The following is a 19,412-nucleotide window of genomic DNA, read 5'->3' on the forward strand; positions in this document are numbered from 1 at the left end:
ATGACCCAAGGGTCCGACAAGGACAGGGAACTGGCACGGCAGGCGCGCATCGTCGCGCTTGTCATCGCCGCCACGATGATCGTCTGGATGGCGGGAACGTGGATCGGCGGCGCGATCGGCCTTCCCGCCCGCTATGCGTTCCTCTTCGATTTCGCGGCCCTCGCCGGATTTGTCTGGGCGATGGTCGTGACCTATCAGATCTGGCGGAAACGCCGGGACAACGAAGGATGAGGCAATGCTGAGCGACAAGGACCGGATCTTTACCAATCTCTACGGGATGCACGAGCGCACCTTGAAAGGTGCGCAGGCCCGTGGCCATTGGGACGGCACCGCCGACATCCTCGGCAAGGGCCGGGACTGGATCATCGATACGATGAAGGCCTCTGGCCTGCGCGGACGTGGTGGCGCGGGCTTTCCGACCGGGCTGAAATGGTCGTTCATGCCCAAGGAGTCGGATGGTCGCCCCTCCTACCTGGTGCTGAACGCCGACGAGTCCGAGCCGGGCACCTGCAAGGACCGCGAGATCATGCGCCATGATCCGCATACCCTGATCGAGGGCTGCCTGATCGCGTCTTTCGCGATGCAGGCGCATGCCTGCTACATTTACATTCGCGGCGAATACATCCGCGAGCGCGAGGCGCTGCAGATCGCCATCGACGAGGCCTATGACGCGGGACTTGTCGGCAAGAACGCCTGCGGCTCCGGCTGGGATTTCGACATCTACCTGCACCACGGCGCGGGGGCCTATATCTGCGGCGAGGAAACCGCGCTTCTGGAATCGCTCGAAGGCCGCAAGGGGATGCCGCGCCTCAAGCCGCCGTTCCCGGCGGGGGCGGGGCTTTATGGCTGCCCGACGACGGTGAACAACGTCGAATCCATCGCCGTCGTGCCGACCATCCTGCGCCGGGGCGCGGAGTGGTTCGCAGGCTTCGGCCGCCCGAACAACGCGGGCACCAAGGTCTTCGCGATCTCGGGCCATGTGAACAACCCCTGCGTCGTCGAAGAAGCAATGTCGATCACCTTTGAAGAGCTGATCGAAACCCATTGCGGCGGCATTCGCGGCGGCTGGGACAATCTCAAGGCGGTGATCCCCGGCGGGTCTTCGGTGCCCTGCATCCGCGGCGAGAACATGCGCGAGGCGATCATGGATTTCGACTATCTGCGCGAGCAGCGGTCGGGCCTTGGCACCGCCGCGATCATCGTGATGGACAAGCAGACCGACATTATCAAGGCGATCTGGCGGCTGGCGAAGTTCTACAAGCACGAAAGCTGTGGCCAGTGCACGCCGTGCCGCGAAGGCACCGGCTGGATGATGCGTGTGATGGAACGGCTGGTGACGGGCGACGCCGAAGTCGAGGAAATCGACATGCTGCTGGACGTGACCAAGCAGGTCGAGGGCCACACCATCTGCGCGCTCGGCGACGCGGCGGCCTGGCCGATCCAGGGCCTTATCCGCAACTTCCGCGACGAAATCGAGGACCGCATCAAGCACAAGCGCACCGGACGCGTCAGCGCTGTGGCGGCGGAGTGATCGGGGTGACGGACGAAACTGGCAACCTGATCCTCGAATACATGCGCAAGTTCGAGAGGACGCTCGCGGACATGCGGGCGGATATGCACGACATGCGTGACGATATTCGTGACCTTGGAAAACGCACGACGAACGTGGAAGAGCAGTTGAGCATCCTGAATCGTCGCATGGACCGCTTCGACGACAGATTGTCGCGTATTGAAAAGCGCCTTGATCTAGTGGAGGGCTGAGCCATGCGTAACCTTTTGATCTTCATGGCCCTTCTGGTCGTACTTCCGTCCTGTTCGCGCGTCACGAATGCCGTGAGCGGCGACGCCCCGACGACCTTCGAAGGCATCCGCTTCAAATCGAAACTCTCGGCGAGTTCCGACGACCGCCGCGCCTTTACCGTGAACGTGACACCGTTCACGGTGAACCCCCGTGCCGCGCTGGAATCGGGGCGCTACGAGGCGACCAAGTATTGTCTGCGGGAATACGGCGGCTCGGACACCGACTGGACCGTCGGCCCTGATGCCGATCCCGCCGGCTTCCAGCCGGTGAACGACACCGTGGTCCTGTCGGGCCGCTGCACACAAAGCTGAGACGATGACCGACGATGTCCTTCATCTGGCCGAGTTGAACGTCGGCCGCCTTGTCGCCGATGTGGATGACCCGCGCGTGGCCGAGTTCATGGCCGCGCTCGACCGCATCAACGGACTGGGCAAGCGGATGCCGGGCTTCGTGTGGATGATGGAAGGCTCGGGCGAACCGGGCACCGGCAACACCGAGGCCAAGATCGACGGCGATCCGCGCCATGTCTCGAACCTGACCGTCTGGGAAAGCGTCGAGACGCTGGAGGCTTTTGTCTGGAACACCGTGCACCGGCAGTTCTATGAGCGCCGGGCCGACTGGTTCGAGGTTCTGGGCGAGATGCATTTCGTGATGTGGTGGGTGCCGGCCGGGCACCGCCCGACGCTGGATGAGGCATTGGGACGCCTTGACCATCTGCGTCGTCACGGCGACACAGACCATGCTTTCGGCTGGTCCCATCTGAACAACGCGCGGCTCTGGAAAGAGCGTCGGTGCAGTGAAATCGCAGCGGAGTGACGCATGAGCGACTTGAGGAAAATCATCATCGACGGCGCCGAGATCGAGGTCGATCCGGCCCTGACGCTCATTCAGGCCTGTGAACAGGCCGGGATCGAGATCCCGCGCTTCTGCTATCACGAGCGGCTGTCGATCGCGGGCAACTGCCGGATGTGCCTTGTCGAGGTCGTGGGTGGCCCGCCAAAGCCTGCCGCAAGCTGCGCGATGCAGGTCAAGGACCTGCGCCCCGGCCCCGAAGGCGCGCCGCCGGTCATCAAGACGAATTCCCCGATGGTCAAGAAGGCCCGCGAGGGGGTGATGGAGTTCCTGCTCATCAACCACCCGCTCGACTGCCCGATCTGCGACCAGGGCGGCGAATGCGACCTGCAGGATCAGGCGATGGCCTATGGCGTCGATTTCTCGCGCTACCGCGAACCCAAGCGCGCCGCCGACAACATGGACCTTGGGCCGCTCGTCGGCACCGCGATGACCCGCTGCATTTCCTGCACCCGCTGCGTACGCTTCATCACCGAAGTCGCGGGGATGCCGGAACTCGGCCAGACCGGGCGCGGCGAGGATTCAGAGATCACCGCTTATCTTGGCCAGACGCTCGAATCCGAGATGCAGGGCAATATCGTGGATCTGTGCCCGGTGGGCGCGCTGACCTCCAAGCCGTATTCCTTTACCGCCCGCCCGTGGGAGCTGGCCAAGACCGAAACCATCGACGTGATGGACGCGCTGGGGTCGAACATCCGGGTCGACACCAAGGGTCGCGAAGTGATGCGAATCCTGCCGCGCAACCATGACGGCGTGAACGAGGAATGGCTGTCGGACAAGTCGCGTTATGTCTGGGACGGCCTGCGCCGCCAGCGGCTCGACAAGCCGTATATCCGCGAAAACGGCAAGCTGCGCCCTGCAAGCTGGGGCGAGGCGCTGGCCGCCGCTGCCAAGGCGATGAAGGGCAAGACCGTCGCCGGTCTGGTGGGCGATCTGGCCCCGGTCGAAGCCGCCTTTGCGCTGAAAGAACTGATCGAGGGGCAGGGCGGCCGCACCGAATGCCGCACCGACGGCGCCAAGCTGCCTGCGGGCAATCGTTCCGCCTATGTCGGCACCGCGACGATCGAGGATATCGAGAACGCGGACATGATCCAGCTGATCGGCACCAACCCGCGCGCCGAAGCGCCGGTGCTGAACGCCCGCATCCGCAAGGCATGGCTCAAGGGCGCGCGCATCGGGCTGGTGGGCGAGCCGGTCGATCTGACCTATGATTACGCCCATGTCGGCACCGACCGCGCGGCGCTGGTCGATCTGGCCGCGCGCGAGATTTCCGCCGACACGCGGGACACCAAGAACACCGTCGTCATCATCGGACAGGGCGCGCTGCGCGACGCGGATGGCGCCGCCGTTCTCAGCCAGGCGATGAAGCTGGTCGAGAACGCGGGCGCGACGTTCCTTGTCCTGCACACCGCCGCCGGACGTGTCGGCGCGATGGACGTGGGCGCGACGTTCGACGGCGGCATCGACGCCGCGATGGACGGGGCCGAGGTGATCTACAACCTTGGCGCCGACGAGGTCGAGATCGCCAAGGGGCCCTTCGTGATCTACCAGGGCAGCCACGGCGACCGGGGCGCGCACCGCGCCGACATCATCCTGCCCGCCGCCGCCTACACCGAGGAACAGGGCCTGTTCGTGAACACCGAAGGCCGCCCGCAGCTTGCGCTGCGCGCCAGCTTCCCGCCGGGCGAGGCCAAGGAGAACTGGGCGATCCTGCGCGCGCTGTCGGCCGAGATGGGCGCGCAATTGCCCTACGACTCGCTGCCGCAACTGCGTCAGGCGCTGGTCAAGGCGGTGCCGCATCTGAAGATGGTCGATCAGGTTCCCGAAAACGACTGGCAGCGCCTGCCGTTGCAGAAACCCGGGGCGGGGGCGTTCAAGCCCGCGATCGCGGACCATTTCCTGACCAACCCCGTGGCCCGCGCGTCCGAACTGATGGCGGAGCTGTCGCGGCTTGCTGCAGAACGGCAGCAGACGGCGCTCGCGGCGGAGTGAACCGTGTGGGCCGCTTCAGGCTCGCACCTCTGGCGGGGGCGGTCATCGCCCTTGCCGCCTGCACGGGGCCGCTTCTGCCCGAGGACGCGCGGATCGGCGACTACCTGGGGATCGAGACCCGCCTTCTGGAGGGCGATCTGGTGAACTTCCTCGTGCGGATGAGCCCCGAGGCGGGACGCGAACAGGTCGAATCCTATGCAGAATGCGCGGCAGCGCGCTATGCACTGATCCGCGGCTACGGATTCGCGCGCCATGTGCGCACAAATGTTGAGATGGAGGGTGGCGTCTGGCTTGGAGATGCGGTTTACACCATCTCGAATGCGCTCCCCGAGGGGCTTCGGACCATCGACGCGGAAGTCGTCGTGGCCCTCTGCGAAGACACAGGCATACCGACGGTGTGAGGACTTATGGCTGAATTCTTTTCAACCGGGCTTGGCATTCTCGTACTGACCCTCGCCCAATGCCTGCTGATGGTGGTGTTCCTGCTGCTGTCGGCCTATTTCATCCTCTATGCCGACCGTAAGGTCTGGGCCGCCGTGCAGATGCGGCGCGGCCCGAACGTGGTGGGCGCCTGGGGCCTGCTGCAAAGCCTTGCGGACATGCTCAAGCTGGTCCTGAAAGAGGTGATCGTTCCCGCTGGCGCGGACCGGACGGTGTTCTTTCTTGCGCCGCTTCTGGCGTTCGCGCTGCCGATGGCGGCCTGGGCGGTGATCCCGTTCAACGAGAACTGGTATCTGTCCAACATCAACGTCGCGATCCTGTACATCTTCGCGATCTCGTCGCTCGAGGTCTACGGGGTCATCATGGGCGGCTGGGCGTCGAACTCGAAATATCCGTTCCTTGGCTCGCTGCGGTCTGCGGCGCAGATGATCTCTTACGAGGTCTCGATCGGCCTCATCATCATCGGGGTGATCCTGTCCACCGGCTCGATGAACCTGACCGCGATCGTCGCGGCGCAGGACGGCAACTATGGCCTGTTCAACTGGTACTGGCTGCCGCACCTGCCGATGGTCGTGCTGTTCTTCGTGTCTGCGCTGGCCGAGACGAACCGCCCGCCGTTTGACTTGCCCGAGGCGGAATCCGAACTGGTGGCGGGCTACCAGGTAGAATATTCGTCGACCCCGTTCCTGCTGTTCATGGCGGGTGAATACATCGCCATCTTCCTGATGTGCGCGCTGCTGTCGCTGCTGTTCTTCGGCGGCTGGCTGTCGCCAATCCCCGGTCTGCCCGACGGCGCGCTGTGGATGATCGCCAAGATGTCGTTCTTCTTCTTCCTCTTTGCGATGGTGAAGGCCATCGTGCCGCGCTACCGCTACGATCAACTTATGCGTCTGGGATGGAAGGTGTTTCTTCCTATGTCCCTGATCTGGGTTGTTATGGTATCCTTCTTTGCACAATACGACCTGTTCGGCGGGGCCTATGCCCGCTGGCTATAAAAAAAAGAGCAGAGGCAGAGGAAACACCATGGGCATTGACCTGGTACTATTTTCACGACTTGCGGATCTTTCGACACGGATGCCGACCCCCAAACGCAGCCTGATGCTGGGCCGCCAGACGCTGGTCCTGCGCGAGAAGGGCGAACAGCGCTATAACAAGGCGCTGCGCTGGGCCGGGGTCGAGGACAAGGAAATCCGCGATCTCGTGACCGACGACCACTACGCCGAAGACGCCCTGTTCGAGCTGGGCTTCGGCCATGTTGAGTCGCTCGACTACAGCCCGTCCGAAGGCGCGCAGCACATCGCCGACCTGAACCGCCCCGTCGATGAAAGCCTGCACGAGCAGTTCGATTTCATCTTCGACGGTGGCACCATCGAGCATGTGTTCAACGTCGCGCAGGCGCTGGAGAACGTGTTCAAGATGCTGCGGCCGGGCGGCATCTTTGCCTCGGCGAACGGCATGAACGGCTGGTGGGCGCACGGGTTCTACCAGTTCAACCCCGACCTCGTGTATTCCTTCTGGAAGCGCAGCGCGGGCTGCGAGGTGATGAACTGCATGGCCCTGCCGACGCACCAGAAATTCCCGGCGGTCGATCTTCCCGACCCGGCAGAATTCGGACGCCGCCTGCGCGGGCTTGGCCAGCAGCTGCCGCAAAGCCGCGTCTATCTCTACTACGAAGTGCGAAAATCCGAAGAGGCGGTGCTGCAAGGCCCGGCGCTTCAATCCGACTACGTATCGCGCTGGCAGCGCGACGATAGTCACCCGAACTAGAAGGAGCTTATGCGCTCATGGCAACGATCGACTACACTCGCGCCACGCGCTACTTCCTGCTTGCGGATTTCTTCAAGGGGTTCGCCCTGGGGTTCAAATACTTCTTTGCCCCCAAGGCGACCCTGAACTACCCGCATGAAAAAGGTCCGCTCTCGCCCCGGTTCCGGGGCGAGCATGCGCTGCGACGCTATCCCAACGGCGAGGAACGCTGCATCGCCTGCAAACTGTGCGAGGCGATCTGCCCCGCGCAGGCGATCACCATCGACGCCGAACCGCGCGAAGACGGCTCGCGCCGGACGACTCGCTACGACATCGACATGACCAAGTGCATCTACTGCGGTTTCTGCCAGGAAGCCTGCCCCGTGGATGCCATCGTCGAAGGCCCGAATTTCGAGTTTTCGACCGAAACGCGCGAAGAACTATACTACGACAAGGCGAAATTGCTGGAAAACGGCGAACGCTGGGAAGCAGAAATCGCGCGCAATCTGGAAATCGACGCGCCTTACCGCTAAACGGGCGCCGACAGCGGCGCAGCACGACGCCGCGCGACAAGGGAACGAACCGATGGCCTTTGCCAGTTTCGCCTTCTATCTCTTCGCGATCTCCGTGGTCGCGGCGGGGCTGTTCACCGTGATCGCCCGCAACCCCGTCCATTCGGTGCTGTGGCTGATCCTGGCGTTCCTGTCCGCTGCGGGCCTGTTCGTGCTGATGGGGGCCGAGTTCGTCGCCATGCTTCTCATCATCGTCTACGTCGGCGCGGTCGCGGTGCTGTTCCTGTTCGTGGTGATGATGCTCGACATCGACTTTGCCGAACTGAAGGCCGAGATGGCGAAATACATGCCCATCGCGCTGCTGATCGGCGTGGTGATCCTGATGCAGCTTGGCATCGTCTTCGGTGCATGGTCGGTGTCCGACCAGGCCGAGGGGCTGCGCGCCGCCGTGTCGCCCGACCCCTCGCAGGTGCAGAACACCGCCGCTCTGGGGCAGCTGATCTATGACGACTACATCCTTCTGTTCCAGCTTGCGGGGCTGATCCTGCTGGTCGCGATGATCGGCGCAATCGTGTTGACGCTGCGCCACCGCACCGACATCAAGCGCCAGGATATCCTTGCCCAGATGTACCGCGACCCCGCCAAGGCGATGGAACTGAAAGACGTCAAGCCGGGGCAGGGGCTGTGAGCCAGCTTGCGCCGCTGTTGCCCCTTCTGGGGCTGGTGGCGCTGATCGTCACCGCCATTCGCAGGCGGCGTGAAAAGAAGAAGCGATTTGAGGGACGACATGGTCGGACTTGAACATTACCTGACGGTGGCCGCCGCGCTGTTCGTCATCGGCATCTTCGGGATCTTCCTGAACCGGAAGAACGTCATCATCATCCTGATGTCGATCGAATTGATCCTGCTGTCGGTCAACATCAACCTCGTCGCCTTCTCGACACAGCTTCTGGGCGACATGGTGGGCCAGGTCTTTACCATGTTCGTGCTGACCGTCGCCGCCGCTGAGGCGGCCATCGGCCTTGCGATCCTCGTCTGTTTCTTCCGCACGCGCGGAACGATCGACGTGGAAGACATCAACGTGATGAAAGGCTGAGCCGGTCATGGGGTTGAAGAAGGACCGTGTCACCTTGGGTGGCATGCGGGTGGTCTCTGAAGATGGTGGTGTCCTCGTGCTTAAGTGCAACTCATGTGAACTGACCCACTCGGCTCTTCCGGGATTTGAGCACCAAGTGGTTTGTTTGTCTGCAAAATGTGTAGCGAAAAGGGCTGAGGCGTAATGGAGACGATCATCCTCTTTGCTCCGCTCGTGGGCGCGATCCTCTGCGGCTTCGGCTGGCGCCTGATCGGCGAGACGGCGGCTCAGTGGACCGCAACGTCGCTGCTGTTCCTGTCGGCGCTTCTGTCCTGGGTCGTGTTCCTGAGCTTCGACGGCGAGACGCAGTATATCGAGCTGTTCCGCTGGATCGAATCCGGCAGCCTGTCGACAAGCTGGGCGATCCGGCTGGACCGGCTGACGGCGATCATGCTGATCGTCATCACCACCGTGTCCTCGCTCGTGCACCTGTATTCCTTCGGCTACATGGCGCATGACGAAAACTTCCGCGAAGGCGAAAGCTATCGGCCGCGCTTCTTCGCCTACCTGTCGTTCTTCACCTTCGCGATGCTGATGCTGGTCACGTCGAACAACCTTGTGCAGATGTTCTTTGGCTGGGAAGGCGTGGGCGTCGCGTCCTACCTGCTGATCGGCTTCTACTACCGCAAGCCGTCGGCCAACGCCGCCGCGATCAAGGCCTTCGTGGTCAACCGCGTGGGCGACTTCGGCTTTGCGCTGGGCATCTTCGCGCTGTTCTTCATGGTCGATTCCATCGACTTGGATGTCATCTTCGAGGCGTCGCCCGAACTGGCGCAATCGCAGATCAGCTTTCTGTGGACCGACTGGAACGCGGCGAACCTGATCGCGGTCCTCTTGTTCATCGGCGCGATGGGCAAGTCGGCGCAGCTGATCCTGCACACATGGCTTCCCGACGCGATGGAGGGCCCGACCCCGGTTTCGGCGCTGATCCACGCCGCGACGATGGTGACGGCAGGCGTGTTCCTCGTCTGCCGCATGTCGCCGCTGATGGAATACGCGCCCGAGGCGCAAACCTTCATCGTGGTCCTTGGCGCAACAACGGCCTTCTTCGCCGCAACGGTCGGCCTCGTGCAGAACGACATCAAGCGCGTGATCGCCTATTCCACCTGTTCGCAGCTTGGCTACATGTTCGTCGCAGCGGGCGTAGGTGTCTATTCCGCCGCGATGTTCCACCTGTTCACGCACGCCTTCTTCAAGGCGATGCTGTTCCTTGGCGCAGGGTCCGTGATCCACGGGATGCACCATGAGCAGGACATGCGGAACTACGGCGGCCTGCGCAAAAAGCTGCCCTATACCTACTGGGCGATGATGATCGGCACGCTGGCGATCACCGGCGTCGGCATCCCGCTGACCCATATCGGATTTGCCGGGTTCCTGTCGAAGGATGCCGTGATCGAAAGCGCGTGGGGCGCCATGTCTGGCGCGGGCACCTATGCGTTCTGGCTTCTGGTCATCGCGGCGATGTTCACCAGCTTCTATTCCTGGCGGCTGATGTTCCTGACCTTCTTCGGCACGCCGCGCGGCAACAAGCACACGCACGAGCATGCGCACGAGTCTCCTATGACGATGCTGGTGCCGCTGGGCGTTCTGGCGATCGGCGCGGTGCTGTCGGGCATGGTGTGGTTCAACAGCTTCTTCGGCACCCATGACGACGTGAACCGCTTTTTCGGCATCCCGGCGCATTCCGAGGCGTCGGCAGAGGCGGCTGGCGATGACCACGGCGAAGGCAGCGCCGACGCCGCTGAGGGCGATCACGGCGCGGGCGAGGCCGTCGCGGGCGGCTGGACCCTTGGGAGCGGCGCGATCTACATGGCGCCGGACAATCACGTCATGGACGAAGCGCACCACGCGCCAACCTGGGTCAAGGTCGCGCCCTTCGTGGCGATGCTGATCGGGCTGGCGTTCTCGTATCTGTTCTACATCGTGAACCCCGAACTGCCCAAGCGGCTCGCTCAAAGCCAGCGGCCCCTCTACCTGTTCCTGCTGAACAAGTGGTATTTCGACGAGATCTATGACTTCGCGATCGTCCGTCCGACCAAGTGGCTGGGCGGCTTCCTGTGGCGGCGCGGCGACGGCAACGTGATCGACGGCGGCATCAACGGGCTGGCGATGGGCATCGTGCCGTTCTTCACCCGGCTCGCGGGGCGGGCACAGTCCGGCTACCTCTTCCACTACGCCTTTGCGATGGTGCTGGGCATCGCGATCCTGATCACCTGGATGACGCTGGGCGCCGGAGCGGAATAATGGACAACCTTCTTTCCATCATCACCTTCCTTCCGGCAGTCGCTGCGCTGATCCTCGCGCTGTTCCTGCGCGGAGAGGACGAGGCGGCGCAGAAGAACGCCAAGTGGCTGGCGCTCATCGCCACCAGCGTGACGTTCCTGATCTCGCTGTTCCTGCTGGCGGGCTTCGATGCCAGCAACCCTGGTTTCCAATTCGTGGAAGAACGCGAATGGCTTTTGGGCCTCGAATACAAGATGGGCGTCGACGGCATCTCGATCCTGTTCGTGATGCTGACAACCTTCCTGATGCCGCTGGTGATCTGGTCGGCCTGGGAGGTGCAGGTTCGCGTCAAGGAATACATGATCGCGTTCCTGATGCTGGAAACGCTGATGCTGGGCGTCTTCGCGGCGCTGGACCTGGTGCTGTTCTACCTGTTCTTCGAGGGCGGGCTGATCCCGATGTTCCTGATCATCGGCATCTGGGGCGGCAAGGCGCGCATCTACGCGGCGTTCAAGTTCTTCCTCTATACCTTCCTTGGCTCGGTGCTTATGCTGGTCGCTATCGTGGCGATGTTCTTCGACGCGGGGACAACCGACATCCCGACGCTGCTGACCCACAACTTCGGGTCCGAGACGATGACGGTGCTGGGCATCCACATCGCGGGCGGGCTGCAGACGCTTCTGTTCCTTGCCTTCTTCGCGTCCTTCGCGGTGAAGATGCCGATGTGGCCGGTCCACACCTGGCTGCCCGATGCACACGTTCAGGCGCCGACAGCGGGCTCGGTCGTGCTGGCGGCGATCCTTCTGAAGATGGGCGGCTACGGCTTTCTTCGGTTCTCGTTGCCGATGTTCCCGGTCGCGTCCGACATCCTTGCGCCGATGGTGATGTGGCTGAGCGCGATCGCCATCGTCTACACCTCGCTGGTGGCGCTGGCGCAGACCGACATGAAAAAGCTGATCGCCTATTCGTCGGTGGCGCACATGGGCTACGTCACGGCTGGTATCTTTGCGCTGAATCAGCAGGGCCTTGACGGTGCGATCTTCCAGATGATCAGCCACGGCTTCATCTCGGGCGCGCTGTTCCTGTCGGTCGGCGTGATCTACGACCGGATGCACACCCGCGAGATCGACGCCTACGGCGGCCTTGTGAACCGGATGCCGGCCTATGCGCTGATCTTCCTGTTCTTCACCATGGCCAACGTAGGCCTGCCGGGCACCAGCGGCTTTGTCGGTGAATTCCTGACGCTGGTGGGCATGTTCCAGGCCAACACCTGGGTCGCGGCGATCGCCACGACCGGCGTGATCCTGTCGGCGGCCTATGCGCTTTGGCTGTATCGCCGCGTCGTGATGGGGGACCTGATAAAGGAAAGCCTGAAGGCGATCACCGACATGAGCCGCCGCGAAAAGGCGATCATGGCGCCCTTGGTGGCGATGACGCTGATCCTTGGTGTCTACCCGAGCCTCATCACCGACATCATCGGCCCGTCGGTCGAAAACCTCTTGCAGAACCAGCAGGCCGCGGTGGAGGCCTATCGCCCCGCGACCGAACTGGCCCAATCTCACTGAACGTCCCAATGAAGGCGCTGACATGACCTCTGCCGATTTCTCGATCCTTCTGCCCGAGATCCTGCTCGCGGTCTTCGCCATGGCGGCGCTTCTGTTCGGCGTCTACACCGGCAAGGACAAGACGGCGCCGATGCTGGTCTGGGCGACCTCGGCCGTCTTTGCGCTGCTGGCGTTGTGGATCGGCCTCGCGGGTGAGGGCACCAACGCGGCTTATGGCGGGATGTTCATCGACGACGGCTTTGCGCGCTTTGCCAAGGTTGTGATCCTTGTCTCCGCCGCCGCCGTCCTCCTGATGAGCGAGACCTACATGTCGCGCCGTGATCTCTTGCGGTTCGAATACCCGATCCTCGTCGCGCTGGCGGCCATCGGCATGATGGTGATGGTATCGGCGGGCGACCTGATCGCGCTTTACATGGGGCTGGAGCTGCAATCGCTGGCGCTTTACGTCGTGGCGGCGCTGCGCCGCGACAGTGCGAAATCCACCGAGGCGGGTCTCAAGTATTTCGTGCTGGGCGCGCTGTCGTCGGGCCTGCTGCTGTATGGCGCGTCGCTGACCTACGGGTTCGCGGGCACGACCGAATTCGCGGGCATCATCCAGGCCGCACAGGGCGAGATCCCGCTGGGCCTTCTGTTCGGCCTCGTGTTCCTGTTCGCGGGTCTGGCCTTCAAGGTGTCGGCTGCGCCGTTCCACATGTGGACGCCGGACGTCTACGAAGGCGCACCGACGCCCGTCACCGCCTTCTTTGCCACCGCGCCCAAGATGGCCGCGATGGGCCTGTTCGCGCGCCTCGCGCATGACGCATTCGGCCAGATCACCGCGGACTGGACCCAGATCGTGGCGTTCCTGTCGGTGGCTTCGATGTTCCTTGGCGCCGTCGCGGCCATCGGGCAGCGCGACATCAAGCGGCTGATGGCGTATTCGTCGATCAACCACATGGGCTTTGCACTGATGGGACTGGCGGCAGGAACCGCGTTCGGGGTGCAGGCGATGCTGGTCTACATGGCGATCTACGTCACGATGAACGTCGGCACCTTCGCCTTCATCCTGTCGATGGAGCGGGACGGCAAGGCCGTGACCGACATCCGCGCGCTCAACATGTTCTCGAAGAAAGAGCCGCTGAAGGCGCTGGCGATCCTTGTCCTGATGTTCTCGATGGCGGGCGTGCCGCCGCTGGTCGGGTTCTTCGGCAAGTTCTATGTCCTGCGCGCGGCGGTCGATGGCGGCATGGCCTGGCTGGCGATCGCGGGCGTGATCGCCTCGGTGATCGGCGCGTTCTACTACCTGCGCATCGTCTTCTACATGTATTTCGGCGAAGAGGCCGATGGCATGGAGGCCCCGATGCAGCCAGTGGCCTGGGGGCTTCTGATGGCTTCCGCCGCAGCGATGGTCTTCGGGGTCATCAACCTGTTCGGCATCGAAGGCGTGGCGGCGGCTGCGGCGGCGACGCTTGTCAACTGACGCGGCCGGTGTCGCGCGCTGGCGCGCGCGATCCGTTGGGGGGCTTTGCCCCCCAAACCCCCCAGAGGTATTTGCAGACCAAAGATGTGCAGGGGGGCGCCATGCCCCGTGAGCTGTTGCCCTGGCCCGGTGGTGTCGGCCGCATCATCCTGGACGAGGTCGACAGCACCATGGCCGAGGCCGCGCGCCGCGCGCCGGGGCTGGACGGGCCGACCTGGATCATGGCGCGGCACCAGACGGCGGCGCGCGGGCGGCAGGGCAAGGTCTGGACCCATCCGGCGGGCAATTTTGCCGCGACATTGGTGATGAGGCCCGAAGGCGGGCCGGGCCGCGCGGCGCTGCGGTCCTTCATGGCGGCGAACGCGCTGTTCGAAGCGCTGGCTCTCAAGATAGACCGCACACGGCTTTCGCTGAAATGGCCCAACGACGTGCTGCTGGACAATGGCAAAGTGGCGGGGATCCTTCTGGAAAGCGTGGGCGGCGGCGCGGGCCGCGTCGACTGGTTGTCGATCGGGATCGGCGTGAACCTTTGCGAGATCCCGGACGGCCTGCACGATGCCGCGTTTCCGCCCGTCAGCCTTGAAGGGCAGGGCGGCGAAGAGGCGGACCTCGATGAGTTCCTGTCGTTCCTCGCCAGCCATTTCGCCACGCAAGAGCGGGTGCTGGCCGAACTGGGGTTCGGCGCCGTGCGCAAGGCCTGGCTGCGGCAGGCGGCGCGGCTGGGTGAGGTGATCACCGCCCGCATGGGACGCGAGGAGATCACCGGGCGCTTCGAGACGGTGGACGAGGCCGGGCATCTGGTCCTGGTCACGCGCGACGGCGAGCGGCGCATCGCGGCGGCCGAGGTATTCTTCTGACGAGGGGGGCAGCCATGCTTCTGTGCATCGACACCGGCAACACCAACACGGTCTTTTCCGTCTGGGACGGGAGCGCGTTCGTCGCGACGTTTCGCACCGCGACCGAACACCAGCGCACCGCCGACCAGTATTATGTCTGGTTCTCGACGCTGATGCAGCACCACCGCATCGACATCGACATCGACGCGGTGATCGTGTCGTCCACGGTGCCGCGCGTGGTATTCAATCTGCGTGTCCTCGCGGACCGCTACTTTGGCACGCGTCCGCTGGTGGTGGGCAAGCCCGACTGCCTGTTGCCGGTGCCGCCGCGGGTGGACGAGGGCACGCAGGTCGGCCCCGACCGGCTGGTGAACACGGCAGGCGCCTTTGACCGGCATGGCGGCGACCTGATCGTGGTTGATTTCGGCACCGCCACCACCTTTGACGTCGTGGCGCCCGACGGTGCCTATGTCGGCGGGGTGATCGCGCCGGGGGTGAACCTGTCGCTCGAGGCGCTGCATATGGCCGCTGCGGCCCTGCCGCATGTCGATGTGACCAAGCCGCAGCGCGTGGTCGGCACGAATACGGTTGCGTGCATGCAATCGGGTGTGTTCTGGGGCTACGTCGGCCTTGTGCGCGGCATCACCGACCGCATCCGGGCCGAGTGCGACAGGCCCATGCGGATCATCGGAACCGGCGGCCTTGCGGCATTGTTCGCCCAAGGCGATGTGCTATTTGACGACATCGAGGACGATCTGACCATGCACGGTCTCACCGTCATCCACAGATACAACACGGAACGAGGCAGCCCATGAGCAGCGACAGACTGATCTACCTCCCATTGGGGGGCGCCGGCGAGATCGGTATGAACTGCTACGTCTACGGCTATGGCCCCGAGGGTGCGGAACGCTTCCTGCTGGTCGATCTTGGCGTGACCTTCCCGGACATGGAGACGACGCCGGGCGTCGACCTGATCCTGCCCGACATCGCCTGGCTGGAAGAGCGCCGCGACCGGCTGGACGGCATCGTCATCACCCACGCGCACGAGGATCACGTCGGCGCCGTCGGTCATCTGTGGTCGCGGCTGCAGGCGCCGGTCTACGCGCGCGCCTTCACCGGCCACATCGCCCGGTTGAAGATGGAGGAATATGGGCTTGCCGCCGACATCCTGCGGATCATCGAGCCTTACCCGCAGATGGCGACGGTGGGTCCGTTCCAGATCGGGTTCATCCCGGTGTCGCACTCGATCCCCGAAAGCTCGGGCATCGTGATCGATACCCCGGCAGGGCGCATCGTGCACACCGGCGATTTCAAGATCGACGCGACGCCCGTGGTGGGCGAGGCATTCGATCCCGCGCTCTGGGCCGAGGTCGCCAAGCCCGGCGTCAAGGCGCTGGTCTGCGATTCGACAAACGTGTTCTCGGAACATGCCGGCCGGTCCGAGGCGACCGTCGGCCCCGAGATCGAGAAACTGGTGGCCTCTGCGCCGGGCCTCGTGGCCGCGACGACCTTCGCGTCGAACATCGCGCGGGTGAAGACGCTGGCCGAGGCCGGGAGCCGCGCCGGGCGGTCCATCGTGCTGCTGGGGCGCGCGATGCGGCGTATGGTGACGGCCGGGATCGAGACCGGCGTTCTGACCGATTTTCCCAAGGTCGTCAGCCCCGAAGAGGCGCAGGACATCCCGCGCGGCAACCTGATGCTGCTAACCACCGGCAGCCAAGGCGAGCACCGCGCCGCGACCGCGCAGCTGTCGCGCGGCAAGTACATGGGCCTCACGTTGAAGGAAGGTGATCTGTTCCTGTTCTCGTCCAAGACGATCCCCGGCAACGAGAGATCTGTGGCGCGCATCGTCAACGCGTTCAGCGAGATGGGCGTGGACGTGGTCGATGATTCCTCGGGGCTTTACCATGTCTCGGGCCATGCCAACCGGCCCGACCTGATGCAGATGCACACCGTGGTCGATCCTGCCGTGGTGATCCCGATGCACGGCGAACACCGCCATTTGCGCGCCCATGCCAAGCTGGCCGAAGACAGCGGGCGCCGTGCGGTGATCGCGCCGAACGGCACCATGATCGACCTGACCGGCAAGGTGCCGAAGATCGCCGAATTCGTCGAGACCGGGCGCACATACATCGACGGGTCGGTGCAGATCGGCGCGATGGACGGCGTGGTGCGTGACCGGCTGCGGATGGCAATGAACGGCCATGTCGTCGTGACCGTGATCCTCGACGAGGAAGACGCGCCGCTGGGCGAGCCGTGGTGCGAGGTCATGGGCCTGCCGCCGACGGGACGGTCCAAGGCGCCGCTGATCGACGTGCTGGAGGCGGACCTCGACCAGTTCCTTGGCCGGGCGGATCGCAAGACCCGCCGCGATGACGACAAGCTGGACGAGGCGCTGCGCCGCGTGGTGCGCCAGACGGCGAACGACGAGATCGGCAAGAAGCCCGAGGTGACGGTGGTTGTCAGCCGGTTGAGTTGAGGCACCGCGGGGCAAATCCTCGACGAGGATTCCCTTTGATTCCAGCCTCGCGACGCTGATTGCCACTCGCGTGGCGCGCCTATATATCCCGCCCATGCTGGACCGTGCCTCGAATGCCCCCGACCTGCCCGCCGAGATTGCCCGGCGGCGGACCTTTGCCATCATCTCGCATCCCGACGCGGGCAAGACGACGCTGACGGAAAAGTTCCTGCTGTACGGGGGCGCGATCCAGATGGCGGGGCAGGTGCGTGCCAAGGGCGAGGCGCGGCGCACCCGGTCGGATTACATGCAGATGGAAAAGGACCGGGGCATCTCGGTCTCGGCCTCGGCGATGTCGTTCGATTTTGCGAGCGGCGGGCTGGACTATCGGTTCAACCTTGTCGACACGCCCGGCCACTCGGACTTTTCCGAAGACACCTACCGCACGCTGACGGCGGTGGACTGCGCCGTGATGGTGATCGACGGCGCCAAGGGTGTCGAGTCGCAGACGCGCAAGCTGTTCGAGGTGTGCCGCCTGCGCGACCTGCCGATCCTGACCTTCTGCAACAAGATGGACCGCGAAAGCCGCGACACCTTCGAGATCATCGACGAGATCCAGGAAAACCTCGCCATCGACGTGACGCCCGCAAGCTGGCCCATCGGCGTCGGGCGCGAGTTCATCGGCTGCTATGACGTGCTGAACGACCGGCTGGAGCTGATGGACCGCGCCGACCGCAACAAGGTCGGCGAATCCATCCGCATCGACGGGCTGGATGATCCCAAACTGGCCGATCACGTTCCGCCGCATCTTCTGGACAAGCTGCGCGAAGACCTCGAGATGGCCAAGGCGCTTTTGCCGGAATTCGACCAGCAGGCGCTTCTGGACGGGACGATGACGCCGATCTGGTTCGGGTCGGCGATCAACTCGTTCGGGGTTCAGGAACTGATGGCAGGGATCGGGAAATACGGCCCCGTCCCGCAGCCGCAATCGGCCGAGCCGCGCCAGATCGCGCCCGAGGAAAAGACCGTCACCGGCTTCGTGTTCAAGGTGCAGGCCAACATGGACCCAAAGCACCGCGACCGGGTCGCCTTCGTCCGTCTTGCCTCGGGGCATTTCAAGCGCGGCATGAAGCTGACCCATGTGCGCACGAAAAAGCCGATGGCGGTGTCGAGCCCGGTGCTGTTCCTCGCGTCGGACCGCGAATTGGCGGAAGAGGCCTGGGCGGGCGACATCATCGGCATCCCCAACCACGGGCAATTGCGGATCGGCGACACGTTGACCGAGGGCGAGGCGCTGAAGGTGACGGGCATTCCGTCCTTCGCGCCCGAGCTTCTGCAAAGCTGCCGCGCGGGCGATCCCATGAAGGCCAAGCATCTGGACAAGGCGCTGATGCAGTTCGCCGAGGAAGGCGCGGCCAAGGTGTTCAAGCCCGTGATCGGGTCGGGCTTCATCGTTGGCGTCGTCGGGCAGTTGCAATTCGAGGTGCTCGCCAGCCGGATCGAGCTGGAATACGGGCTGCCGGTGCGGTTCGAACCCAGTCAATTCACCTCTGCGCGCTGGGTGCATGGACCCAAGGACAAGGTCGAAGCGTTCGCCAATGGCAACAAGGGCCACATGGCCCGCGACAACGACGGCGATCTGGTTTTCCTGACAAGGCTGCAATGGGACATCGACAGGGTTCAGCGCGACCATCCCGACCTGACTCTTTCGGCGACGAAGGAAATGATGGTCTGACGCCGAAGGGTGGGAAAGACCGGACAGGCGAAGACCCCAATCCGCTTTACCAGACGCTCAACGACATGGCGGACGCCGCGCGCGAGGGGGATTGCACCTTTGGCGATCTTGTCGACCGCATCGGATCGCGCGGCTTTGGCCCGCTGCTGATTTTCTGCGCCGCCATCGTGATGCTGCCCACCGGGGCGATCCCCGGCGTGCCCGCGCTGGCGGGGGGCGCCATCATCGTCATCGCGGTTCAGCTTCTGGTCGGGTCCGGGCGTCCCTGGCTTCCCAGCCGCCTGCGCCGCCTGACGCTGAGCGAACGCAAGCTGGATGCCGCGATCGAGAAGGGGCGGCCTGCCGCGCGTTTCATCGGCGCCTTTGTCTCGCCGCGCGCCGGGGCTCTTGCATCGGGGCCGGTGTCGCTTCGGGTGGCGGCGCTGGCGCTGCTGATGGCGGGGCTCTTGTTGATCCCGCTGGGGTTCGTCCCGCTGGTGCCGTTCCTGATGGGCGTGCCGGTGCTGGTCATCGGGATGGCGATGACCGCCCGTGACGGCGCGGCGATGGTGGTCGGGCTGCTGCTGTTCATCCTGCCGGGCTGGATGCTGTATCGCACGCTCGCGCCTGATATCGGGATGTGGATTTCGTGACGGGGGCCTGCTGGAACGCTGTGTG

General features: G+C 64.1%; 20 protein-coding genes. All 20 read left to right on the forward strand.

Annotated features, from left to right (window positions below; all coding sequences use genetic code 11):
* The 20 genes from KTJ87_RS03485 to KTJ87_RS03580 all read left to right on the forward strand — a co-directional run bounded on the left by KTJ87_RS03485 (position 1) and on the right by KTJ87_RS03580 (position 19,387).
* Positions 1 to 231 (forward strand): DUF5337 domain-containing protein, encoded by a 231-nt coding sequence (locus tag KTJ87_RS03485; RefSeq protein ID WP_267137669.1) that lies wholly within the window; start codon positions 1 to 3, stop codon positions 229 to 231.
* A gap of 4 nt (positions 232 to 235) precedes the next feature.
* Positions 236 to 1,531: an NADH-quinone oxidoreductase subunit NuoF gene (gene nuoF, locus KTJ87_RS03490; RefSeq protein WP_267137670.1), complete on the forward strand. Its 1,296-nt coding sequence runs from the start codon at positions 236 to 238 to the stop codon at positions 1,529 to 1,531.
* Positions 1,532 to 1,536: 5 nt separating this feature from the next.
* A complete protein-coding gene (locus KTJ87_RS03495) occupies positions 1,537 to 1,761 on the forward strand; it encodes a hypothetical protein (RefSeq protein WP_267137671.1) in 225 nt (74 codons plus the stop codon).
* A 3-nt stretch (positions 1,762 to 1,764) separates the two neighbouring features.
* Positions 1,765 to 2,112, forward strand: coding sequence for a hypothetical protein (locus tag KTJ87_RS03500; RefSeq protein ID WP_267137672.1), 348 nt, complete (start codon positions 1,765 to 1,767; stop codon positions 2,110 to 2,112).
* A 4-nt stretch (positions 2,113 to 2,116) separates the two neighbouring features.
* Positions 2,117 to 2,617: a DUF3291 domain-containing protein gene (locus KTJ87_RS03505; protein WP_267137673.1), complete on the forward strand. Its 501-nt coding sequence runs from the start codon at positions 2,117 to 2,119 to the stop codon at positions 2,615 to 2,617.
* 3 nt (positions 2,618 to 2,620) lie between these two features.
* Complete coding sequence (gene nuoG / locus KTJ87_RS03510; protein WP_267137674.1) at positions 2,621 to 4,645, forward strand: NADH-quinone oxidoreductase subunit NuoG; 2,025 nt, start codon at positions 2,621 to 2,623, stop codon at positions 4,643 to 4,645.
* Positions 4,646 to 4,650: 5 nt separating this feature from the next.
* Complete coding sequence (locus KTJ87_RS03515; RefSeq protein WP_407650458.1) at positions 4,651 to 5,046, forward strand: hypothetical protein; 396 nt, start codon at positions 4,651 to 4,653, stop codon at positions 5,044 to 5,046.
* A gap of 6 nt (positions 5,047 to 5,052) precedes the next feature.
* Positions 5,053 to 6,081, forward strand: coding sequence for an NADH-quinone oxidoreductase subunit NuoH (gene nuoH, locus KTJ87_RS03520; RefSeq protein ID WP_267137675.1), 1,029 nt, complete (start codon positions 5,053 to 5,055; stop codon positions 6,079 to 6,081).
* A 28-nt stretch (positions 6,082 to 6,109) separates the two neighbouring features.
* A complete protein-coding gene (locus KTJ87_RS03525) occupies positions 6,110 to 6,853 on the forward strand; it encodes a class I SAM-dependent methyltransferase (RefSeq protein ID WP_267137676.1) in 744 nt (247 codons plus the stop codon).
* A 17-nt stretch (positions 6,854 to 6,870) separates the two neighbouring features.
* Positions 6,871 to 7,365, forward strand: coding sequence for an NADH-quinone oxidoreductase subunit NuoI (gene nuoI, locus KTJ87_RS03530; protein WP_267137677.1), 495 nt, complete (start codon positions 6,871 to 6,873; stop codon positions 7,363 to 7,365).
* 52 nt (positions 7,366 to 7,417) lie between these two features.
* The gene (locus tag KTJ87_RS03535; RefSeq protein WP_267137678.1) at positions 7,418 to 8,032 is read left to right on the forward strand and encodes an NADH-quinone oxidoreductase subunit J; all 615 of its coding nucleotides are present in this window, start codon (positions 7,418 to 7,420) and stop codon (positions 8,030 to 8,032) included.
* Between the two features lie 99 nt (positions 8,033 to 8,131).
* Positions 8,132 to 8,440, forward strand: a complete 309-nt coding sequence (gene nuoK, locus KTJ87_RS03540; protein WP_267137679.1) for an NADH-quinone oxidoreductase subunit NuoK — start codon at positions 8,132 to 8,134, stop codon at positions 8,438 to 8,440.
* Positions 8,441 to 8,623: 183 nt separating this feature from the next.
* Positions 8,624 to 10,723, forward strand: a complete 2,100-nt coding sequence (nuoL, locus tag KTJ87_RS03545) for an NADH-quinone oxidoreductase subunit L (RefSeq protein ID WP_267137680.1) — start codon at positions 8,624 to 8,626, stop codon at positions 10,721 to 10,723.
* Positions 10,723 to 12,267, forward strand: a complete 1,545-nt coding sequence (locus KTJ87_RS03550; protein ID WP_267137681.1) for an NADH-quinone oxidoreductase subunit M — start codon at positions 10,723 to 10,725, stop codon at positions 12,265 to 12,267. The genes nuoL and KTJ87_RS03550 overlap by 1 nt, the downstream gene beginning before the upstream one ends.
* A 22-nt stretch (positions 12,268 to 12,289) precedes the next feature.
* A complete protein-coding gene (nuoN, locus tag KTJ87_RS03555; RefSeq protein WP_267137682.1) occupies positions 12,290 to 13,726 on the forward strand; it encodes an NADH-quinone oxidoreductase subunit NuoN in 1,437 nt (478 codons plus the stop codon).
* Positions 13,727 to 13,827: 101 nt separating this feature from the next.
* Complete coding sequence (locus tag KTJ87_RS03560; RefSeq protein WP_267137683.1) at positions 13,828 to 14,583, forward strand: biotin--[acetyl-CoA-carboxylase] ligase; 756 nt, start codon at positions 13,828 to 13,830, stop codon at positions 14,581 to 14,583.
* 14 nt (positions 14,584 to 14,597) lie between these two features.
* A complete protein-coding gene (locus KTJ87_RS03565) occupies positions 14,598 to 15,377 on the forward strand; it encodes a type III pantothenate kinase (RefSeq protein ID WP_267137684.1) in 780 nt (259 codons plus the stop codon).
* Positions 15,374 to 17,041: a ribonuclease J gene (locus KTJ87_RS03570; protein WP_267137685.1), complete on the forward strand. Its 1,668-nt coding sequence runs from the start codon at positions 15,374 to 15,376 to the stop codon at positions 17,039 to 17,041. The genes KTJ87_RS03565 and KTJ87_RS03570 overlap by 4 nt, the downstream gene beginning before the upstream one ends.
* A 94-nt stretch (positions 17,042 to 17,135) precedes the next feature.
* The gene (locus KTJ87_RS03575; protein WP_267137932.1) at positions 17,136 to 18,755 is read left to right on the forward strand and encodes a peptide chain release factor 3; all 1,620 of its coding nucleotides are present in this window, start codon (positions 17,136 to 17,138) and stop codon (positions 18,753 to 18,755) included.
* Positions 18,683 to 19,387, forward strand: coding sequence for an exopolysaccharide biosynthesis protein (locus KTJ87_RS03580; protein ID WP_267137686.1), 705 nt, complete (start codon positions 18,683 to 18,685; stop codon positions 19,385 to 19,387). Before KTJ87_RS03575 ends, KTJ87_RS03580 begins: the two co-directional genes overlap by 73 nt.
* Positions 19,388 to 19,412 lie beyond the last annotated feature (25 nt).

It is taken from the genome of Anianabacter salinae, assembly GCF_019061145.1.
Lineage (GTDB): Bacteria > Pseudomonadota > Alphaproteobacteria > Rhodobacterales > Rhodobacteraceae > Anianibacter > Anianibacter salinarum.

Coding starts and splice junctions, on each gene's coding strand:
- nuoN (WP_267137682.1), top strand. CDS start 12,290: ATGACCTCTGCCGATTTCTCGATCCTTCTGCCCGAGATCCTGCTCGCG.
- KTJ87_RS03575 (WP_267137932.1), top strand. CDS start 17,136: ATGCTGGACCGTGCCTCGAATGCCCCCGACCTGCCCGCCGAGATTGCC.
- KTJ87_RS03505 (WP_267137673.1), top strand. CDS start 2,117: ATGACCGACGATGTCCTTCATCTGGCCGAGTTGAACGTCGGCCGCCTT.
- nuoK (WP_267137679.1), top strand. CDS start 8,132: ATGGTCGGACTTGAACATTACCTGACGGTGGCCGCCGCGCTGTTCGTC.
- KTJ87_RS03500 (WP_267137672.1), top strand. CDS start 1,765: ATGCGTAACCTTTTGATCTTCATGGCCCTTCTGGTCGTACTTCCGTCC.
- nuoI (WP_267137677.1), top strand. CDS start 6,871: ATGGCAACGATCGACTACACTCGCGCCACGCGCTACTTCCTGCTTGCG.
- nuoH (WP_267137675.1), top strand. CDS start 5,053: ATGGCTGAATTCTTTTCAACCGGGCTTGGCATTCTCGTACTGACCCTC.
- KTJ87_RS03565 (WP_267137684.1), top strand. CDS start 14,598: ATGCTTCTGTGCATCGACACCGGCAACACCAACACGGTCTTTTCCGTC.
- KTJ87_RS03580 (WP_267137686.1), top strand. CDS start 18,683: ATGGGACATCGACAGGGTTCAGCGCGACCATCCCGACCTGACTCTTTC.
- KTJ87_RS03550 (WP_267137681.1), top strand. CDS start 10,723: ATGGACAACCTTCTTTCCATCATCACCTTCCTTCCGGCAGTCGCTGCG.
- KTJ87_RS03560 (WP_267137683.1), top strand. CDS start 13,828: ATGCCCCGTGAGCTGTTGCCCTGGCCCGGTGGTGTCGGCCGCATCATC.
- KTJ87_RS03525 (WP_267137676.1), top strand. CDS start 6,110: ATGGGCATTGACCTGGTACTATTTTCACGACTTGCGGATCTTTCGACA.
- nuoL (WP_267137680.1), top strand. CDS start 8,624: ATGGAGACGATCATCCTCTTTGCTCCGCTCGTGGGCGCGATCCTCTGC.
- KTJ87_RS03485 (WP_267137669.1), top strand. CDS start 1: ATGACCCAAGGGTCCGACAAGGACAGGGAACTGGCACGGCAGGCGCGC.
- nuoF (WP_267137670.1), top strand. CDS start 236: ATGCTGAGCGACAAGGACCGGATCTTTACCAATCTCTACGGGATGCAC.
- KTJ87_RS03570 (WP_267137685.1), top strand. CDS start 15,374: ATGAGCAGCGACAGACTGATCTACCTCCCATTGGGGGGCGCCGGCGAG.
- KTJ87_RS03535 (WP_267137678.1), top strand. CDS start 7,418: ATGGCCTTTGCCAGTTTCGCCTTCTATCTCTTCGCGATCTCCGTGGTC.
- nuoG (WP_267137674.1), top strand. CDS start 2,621: ATGAGCGACTTGAGGAAAATCATCATCGACGGCGCCGAGATCGAGGTC.